9 protein-coding genes are annotated in these 6,184 nt (G+C 58.1%); 8 read left to right on the top strand and 1 reads right to left on the bottom strand.

Features of this window, described 5'->3' with window-relative positions; all coding sequences use genetic code 11:
- Nucleotides 1–56 precede the first annotated feature (56 nt).
- A complete protein-coding gene (gene folE / locus F0155_RS18100) occupies nt 57–692 on the bottom strand; it encodes a GTP cyclohydrolase I FolE (RefSeq protein ID WP_150525972.1) in 636 nt (211 codons plus the stop codon).
- Nucleotides 693–973: 281 nt separating this feature from the next.
- Between folE and F0155_RS18105 the strand changes: the two genes are divergently transcribed.
- From F0155_RS18105 to F0155_RS18140, 8 genes are all read left to right on the top strand, one after another.
- Complete coding sequence (locus tag F0155_RS18105) at nt 974–1,432, top strand: iron-sulfur cluster assembly scaffold protein (RefSeq protein ID WP_150525956.1); 459 nt, start codon at nt 974–976, stop codon at nt 1,430–1,432.
- A 114-nt stretch (nt 1,433–1,546) separates the two neighbouring features.
- Nucleotides 1,547–1,912, top strand: coding sequence for a hypothetical protein (locus tag F0155_RS18110; RefSeq protein ID WP_150525957.1), 366 nt, complete (start codon nt 1,547–1,549; stop codon nt 1,910–1,912).
- Between the two features lie 55 nt (nt 1,913–1,967).
- A complete protein-coding gene (locus F0155_RS18115) occupies nt 1,968–2,315 on the top strand; it encodes a hypothetical protein (RefSeq protein ID WP_150525958.1) in 348 nt (115 codons plus the stop codon).
- Nucleotides 2,312–2,791 carry a DUF411 domain-containing protein gene (locus F0155_RS18120; protein ID WP_150525959.1) on the top strand — a complete coding sequence of 160 codons (480 nt, stop codon included), beginning with the start codon at nt 2,312–2,314 and terminating at the stop codon, nt 2,789–2,791. Before F0155_RS18115 ends, F0155_RS18120 begins: the two co-directional genes overlap by 4 nt.
- A 91-nt stretch (nt 2,792–2,882) precedes the next feature.
- Complete coding sequence (locus tag F0155_RS18125; RefSeq protein WP_150525960.1) at nt 2,883–3,374, top strand: c-type cytochrome; 492 nt, start codon at nt 2,883–2,885, stop codon at nt 3,372–3,374.
- 116 nt (nt 3,375–3,490) lie between these two features.
- The gene (yidD, locus tag F0155_RS23945; RefSeq protein ID WP_280177011.1) at nt 3,491–3,850 is read left to right on the top strand and encodes a membrane protein insertion efficiency factor YidD; all 360 of its coding nucleotides are present in this window, start codon (nt 3,491–3,493) and stop codon (nt 3,848–3,850) included.
- Between the two features lie 192 nt (nt 3,851–4,042).
- Complete coding sequence (locus F0155_RS18135) at nt 4,043–5,185, top strand: peptidase C39 family protein (protein WP_150525962.1); 1,143 nt, start codon at nt 4,043–4,045, stop codon at nt 5,183–5,185.
- Nucleotides 5,178–6,173 (top strand): RimK family protein, encoded by a 996-nt coding sequence (locus F0155_RS18140; RefSeq protein WP_208999353.1) that lies wholly within the window; start codon nt 5,178–5,180, stop codon nt 6,171–6,173. Before F0155_RS18135 ends, F0155_RS18140 begins: the two co-directional genes overlap by 8 nt.
- Nucleotides 6,174–6,184: the final 11 nt, after the last annotated feature.

Here is a 6,184-nt window from a genome sequence, read left to right on the forward strand (position 1 = left end):
CAGCTTTGGGCGCGCAATCGATTCCGATTTAGCGCCCGCTGTTCAAGTGGCGGTGCTTATCGGGCTCCACCGCGTACCAGGGTCATGAACTTGGCCTGTTCGGCCGGATCATCCTGGAAAACGCCGGTAAATTGTGTGGTGATCGTCGATACACCGGGTTTTTGAACGCCGCGCATGGTCATGCACTGGTGTTCTGCTTCCAGCATCACGGCAAGGCCGCGCGGTGCAAGCGCATCGTCAATCGCCGATACAATCTGCGAGGTCAAGTTTTCCTGTGTCTGCAGACGCTTTGCGTAAATATCAACAACGCGCGCAAGCTTTGACAGGCCAACCACGCCTTCGGCCGGGTAATAGGCGATATGGGCTTGGCCGATGAAGGGGAGCATGTGGTGTTCGCAATGGGAGTGGAAGGGAATGCCGCGCACAAGGACCATGTCCTGATACCCGCCGACATCCTCGAACACCCGCTCCAGATGCTCGTTTGCGTCCTCAAAATACCCGCTGAACAGCTGCTCATATGCCTTTGCAACGCGCTTGGGAGTGTCAAGCAGTCCTTCGCGTTCAGGGTCATCGCCTGCCCATGCCAGAAGTGTCCGCACTGCTGCTTCGGCTTCGGCACGCGAGGGGCGGGAGAGCTTTTCCGGTGTTTTTCGCTCGAATTTTTTGCCTACCGACTTCAGGACAGCGTCCATCGAAATCCTCGCTACCTTGTTATCTTCACTCGTCATACGACATCCGGACCTTTACGGATCAGCATATGAGAACATTGTTGCGGACTTGTTTCCGCGTCAGATTTTGCGCACACACAATGTCGGGGCTAGTGGTCCCGCATTCCGGTTTCAACCCGACGCAGGGTAAACCAAATGCGACCACTCTCCCTCTTGCGGATTTTCCGCCAGTGCCGATGTATATAGGATATTGCGCCGGTGCCGCAATTGTATAGGTGATCACTGCATGTCACAAAGAGGCGAGAATGCTGGACGATATTTATAACAGCAAGATTCTGGAGTTCGCCGGAAACATTCCCCGCGTCGGCCGACTTGAGAATCCGCAAGCGTCGGCAAAGGCGCATTCCAAATTGTGCGGATCCACCGTAGTGGTTGATCTTGTTATGGAAAATGGTGTCGTCAAGGACTTCGCCCATGACGTTAAGGCATGTGCTCTCGGTCAGGCTTCCTCTTCTATCATGGCACGAAATGTGATCGGCGCGACCTCTGACGAACTTCGTGCCGTGCAAAAAGACATGCGTGCCATGCTGAAAGAGGGCGGCGAAGCTCCGAAGGGACGGTTTGAGGATCTGAAGTATCTGGAGCCGGTCCGCGACTACAAGGCGCGTCACGCTTCCACGCTGCTGACCTTCGATGCAGTGGTCGATGCCCTGGACCAGATTGAAGCCTCCGGGGCCGAGACTGCGGCAGTCTTGGCTAAATAGCGTGGGTCTTCTTCGTCAGGCTTGTGGTGAGCGGAAAATGGCTTGACCTTCCCCCGGCTGGAAGCCTGAGACAGAGAATACAAATCGTCGTTTGCGGTGGTTCTGAAAGTCAGGATGCGTAAGTTTTGCTCCATAGCGCTGCTTGTCATGTTTGCCGGATTGCAGATGCTGTCCGCCGGGCAGGCTGGCGCATGGTCCAATCTTCCGCTTCATGTGAGCGAGGCCAACGTTCAGGAGCCGAATCTCGAGACGCTGCGCGGTGCAGACAAGCCCTTGAGGTTTGCCATTGGCTGCTGCAGTCATCGGGACACAGAGCAGATGCAGTCCGGCCCTTCGGATTGTCCCGCTCTAGTTATGGCATTGATGCCATTGGGCGTAAGCGTCTCTGCTCCGCAGCCCGCTGCGCCTGAGCAGGCACGGGACTGCATCGAGATTGGGCAGATTTCTGATCCTTTTGATCCGCCTCCCATCCCGGTTTGATCGACGCTTGAAACTGGCTGAACAAGCCAACTCTCAGATCAAATCGGAATTCGTTATGAAAAACAATGAAGTATCGTCGGTCTATGCTGACGTTAGGCAAGTTGAATCTGCCGACAATCCCAACTCTGTCACCATGAGACGAAACCGTGGCAGATTGCTTCAATCTCTTGGTGATCGTGGGCTTGCATCTCCAGCGGGGATCATGATGGGCCTTTGCTGTCTGCTGATGCTCATCGGTGGAGGGTTGTTTCTCTATGGTGGGACGCAGGGCGATTTGTCCGTGACCGATGTCTTGTGGCTCGGCGTCTCCGTGTCACTTTGTCTCGCCATGCATGGTCTCATGCATCGCTTTGTCGGTGCCGCCTGCCATGCCGACGCACCCCGCAAGGAGGCGAAGAAATGAAAAACGGCATTTTTGCAATTCTTCTTGCGCTCGGCCTCGGCATGCTTCCTACGCTGTCGGGTCACGCGGACGAGAACGCCAGCAAGGGCAAGATGACGGTCTTCAAGACGCCGTGGTGCGGCTGCTGTTCGAAATGGGCCGAGCGCATGGACGAAGAAGGCTATCAGGTGACCATTGTCGACATGGAAGACCTATCCAAGCTTCGCAAGGAAGCTGGCGTTCCGGACGAGATGCAGGGGTGTCACACGGCTGTGGTTGAAAGGGGCCGCAAGTATGTGGTCGAGGGGCATGTGCCTCCGGCAGCCATTTCCAAGATGCTCGACGAGCAGCCGGATATTCGCGGGATTGCTGTTCCCGGTATGCCGGATGGCTCCGTTGGCATGGGAGAAAGCCCTGACGCCCGCTATACGGTCTTTGCCTTGGGGGCAAAGCCGAATGATCCGGCTGTTCCGTTTTTCGAAGTCGCGCCGAAATAGCGGTCTTGCCTGAAAATGAGCCTGCTTCCGGACGGCTGTCGCTGTCCGGTCAGCTCACCGTTCAAAGATGTTCTTGTAAACGGTTTTCGAAATGAGTGTCAGAACCACAAAGCTATTGGTAGTGTTTCTTGTCGGGGTGCTGCTGGCCCTTGGCGGCATTGCCGCGTTGAGAGCGCTTGTTTCGCGCTCGAACGATGGTCCGAACACAGGTTCCCTGTCTTCCGGTTCGTCGGCGTCTTCGCAGGCCTTGGCTGAGGGCAGGGCGCTTTATCTCGATCATTGTGCTGTGTGCCACGGGAAGAACCTGGAGGGGCAAGTGGATTGGCAAACTCCGGGCTCGGACGGGGCGTTTCCTGCACCGCCGCATGACGAGACCGGCCACACATGGCACCATCCCGACGAGTTGCTGTTCAAGATCACCAAATTCGGGTCAAAAACCGCGCTTGGTCTTGATGACCCTCAACTGTCCATGCCTGCGTTCAAGGACGTCCTGACAGATGACGAGATCGCAAGCATACTTTCCTTCATCAAATCCACTTGGTCAGAGGAAATCCGCGCTCAACAACGCGCAAGAACCCACTGAGCAGGTAGGGCGCCTCTTGGTGCAGAGCCCTTTTTTCTCCCTTTTTTGGCAAGGGTGCGATAGACCGGGGGCGATACCGCACCCAGATGCCAGCAATTCAGAGAGCCCGATTTCCCGTGTGCCAAGACGGTCCTCCTTCTTCCAGCCCCAAGCGGCATGATGGTCCTGTTTCGCTTCCGGCGCGTCTCGGGCTTGGCCTGATCTGGATCTACCGCCATTCGCTGTCCATGTTCATGGGGCGCGGGTGCCGCTATGCACCTAGCTGCTCGGAATATACCGCGGACGCCCTTCGAAAGTTTGGCCTCTGGCGGGGGGGCTGGTTGGGCCTCTCGCGCATCCTGCGCTGCAATCCGTGGGGCGCAAGCGGCTATGATCCGATCCCTGACAGCCTTCCTGCTGACGCCCGCTGGTATCTGCCCTGGCGCTACGGGCGCTGGAATGGCGCCCATTTGACCGATGGGCAGAACGGCCGCTGACCCAGGGTTGGAAAGCCTGTCTATTTTCGTAACGATACGTGCACCTGTGTTCGAAATTTTTGAGACAGGAAACCCAAATCGGTATAATGGATTCTTGCCGTCGGTGATGATCCGCTTGTCTGGATTGTCCCGCCAATTCCGGTTGGTGTCCGGGTGCGGCGCCACGGACCATTTTCTGAATCTTCAGACGGCATGACAACCCCATCTGGCGCAGCGATACACGGCGTGTCGACCATGCGTCCGGCCGCACTGTCCGACCTTGAGGAACTTCTCAGGATCGAGAAGGCGGCCTTCGTTTCGGATCGTATTTCGCGGCGCAGTTTTCGCCGTTTTCTGGAAAGCAATGCATCTGCCATTCTGGTTGCCGATACTGGCGCGGGACTAAGCGGTTATGTGCTCCTGCTCTTGCGGCGGGGCACAGCGCTGGCCCGGCTCTATTCCATTGCGGTTGATCCCCAAAGGCAAGGCATGGGCATTGGCAAGGTGCTGATTGAAGCTGCCGAATCCTTTGCCTTCGAGGCCGACCGGATTGTTCTTCGCCTTGAAGTGCGGACCGACAACACGGCAGCACGCAGCCTGTATGTGGCTCGGGGCTACCGGGATTGCGGGCATGTTGCCGGCTATTATGAAGATGGCTGCGATGCCATCCGCATGCAGAAGCTGCTGCACGGAGCGCATCTTGGAACCGGGCGTGCGCCTTATTATTCCCAGACCACCGAATTCACCTGCGGTCCGGCCTGCACGATGATGGCCTTGGCCCATTTCGGGTCCAGCGAGCCGCTGGAAACCCTCACCGAGCTGACCTTGTGGCGTGAAGCCACGACCATCTTTCTCGCTTCGGGCCATGGCGGCTGCGGTCCCTTCGGCATCGCCAATGCGCTCGCGCGGCGCGGTCTTGCTGTGGAGGTTCGCCTGCAGCCGGATGATCTTCTGTTCCTGAACTCGGTGCGCGATCCGGAAAAGCGGCAGGTGCTGGCGCTGGTTCAGGAAGGATACCGGGCAGAAGCTGAAAAGCTTGGCGTTCGCCGATCCGACGCACCGCTGGCCGCTGCCGAGCTTGCAGGGCTGCTTGCACAAGGCGCGCTGATCATCGTGCTGATTTCCGGCTACCGGATGTTCGGCAAGAAGGAACCGCACTGGGTGCTGGTTCACGATGCGGACGCGCGCCATCTTATTGTTCACGATCCATGGCTGGAGCACGAGCAGGACGAAAGCCCCGCCGATGCCGCCAATCTACCCATACCCTTTGCCGAATTTGATCTGATGGCCCGATGGGGACGCACCAATGTACGGGCACAGATCGTCATCAGGAAGGAACCTCACAGCAATGCCTAGCTGGGTCATTCTCGTTGATAATCTGAAGGACGTGTCGAATGCGGAAACCCCGCACAAGGTGATGACCGTCCGCGAATACCTTACCCATCCAAAGCTCTTTGCCGGGGCAAAGCCCACGATCCTCAACCTGTCGCGCTCCTATGCCTATCAGGGCGCGGGATACTACGCGTCGCTGCTGGCCGAAGCGCGCCAGCACCGCGTTCTGCCGACGGTGGAGACCATGATCGAGCTGTCACGCAAGGTGCTGTACCAGCGCGCGTTGCCCGAACTGGAAGACAGCCTGAACCGGGCCATCAGGAAGATCGTCGGGGAGGTGGATATTCCCGCCCGCCTGCTGGTGTGCCTTGGCAAGACCTCGGTTCCGGCGCTGGAGGGCTTTGGCCGCCTGCTGTTCGACTGGTTTCCCGCGCCCGTTCTGGAAATCTCCATCGAGGCAGGCGACTGGTATTCGATCAAGCGGGTCCGCTTCCTGCCGGTGAATGATCTGGAAGCTGAAGAACGCAGCCAGTTTCTGGCCGCGCTGGAAACCTATACGACCCGGCCGTGGCGCGGGCCGAAGCAGCGCGCGGTGATGAAATATTCCATCGCGGTCCTGTCCGACCCGAAGGAGGAACTGCCGCCGTCCAGCATTTCCTCGCTCAAGCACATGGCCAAGGTGGCTGCCCGCCACGGGGTGGAGCTGGTGCCGATCGGCAAGGGCGACCTCGACAAGCTGGCGCAGTTTGACGCGCTGTTCATTCGCGAGACGACGAATATCGACAATCACACCTACCGCTTTGCCCGGCGGGCAGTGCAGGAAGGCATGCCGGTCATCGACGATCCGGTGTCGATGATCCGCTGCACCAACAAGGTCTATCTCACCGAGCTGTTGAAGGGGCACGGCATTCCGATCCCCAAGACGCGGGTTCTGTCTTCCATGAAGGATGCCGAGGGGCTGGAGGAAGAGCTGGACACCCGCAAAAACCTCGCGCTGTTGGATGATTTCTGATTCACTGGCTT

It is taken from the genome of Roseibium sediminis (assembly GCF_008711325.1).
Lineage (GTDB): Bacteria > Pseudomonadota > Alphaproteobacteria > Rhizobiales > Stappiaceae > Roseibium > Roseibium sediminis.

What these genes read in the sequence shown, in the direction of transcription:
- F0155_RS18120 (WP_150525959.1), top strand. Translation starts at nt 2,312, where the DNA reads ATGAAAAACGGCATTTTTGCAATTCTTCTTGCGCTCGGCCTCGGCATG.
- F0155_RS18105 (WP_150525956.1), top strand. Translation starts at nt 974, where the DNA reads ATGCTGGACGATATTTATAACAGCAAGATTCTGGAGTTCGCCGGAAAC.
- F0155_RS18115 (WP_150525958.1), top strand. Translation starts at nt 1,968, where the DNA reads ATGAAAAACAATGAAGTATCGTCGGTCTATGCTGACGTTAGGCAAGTT.
- F0155_RS18135 (WP_150525962.1), top strand. Translation starts at nt 4,043, where the DNA reads ATGACAACCCCATCTGGCGCAGCGATACACGGCGTGTCGACCATGCGT.
- F0155_RS18140 (WP_208999353.1), top strand. Translation starts at nt 5,178, where the DNA reads ATGCCTAGCTGGGTCATTCTCGTTGATAATCTGAAGGACGTGTCGAAT.
- F0155_RS18110 (WP_150525957.1), top strand. Translation starts at nt 1,547, where the DNA reads ATGCGTAAGTTTTGCTCCATAGCGCTGCTTGTCATGTTTGCCGGATTG.
- folE (WP_150525972.1), bottom strand. Translation starts at nt 692, where the DNA reads ATGGACGCTGTCCTGAAGTCGGTAGGCAAAAAATTCGAGCGAAAAACA.
- F0155_RS18125 (WP_150525960.1), top strand. Translation starts at nt 2,883, where the DNA reads ATGAGTGTCAGAACCACAAAGCTATTGGTAGTGTTTCTTGTCGGGGTG.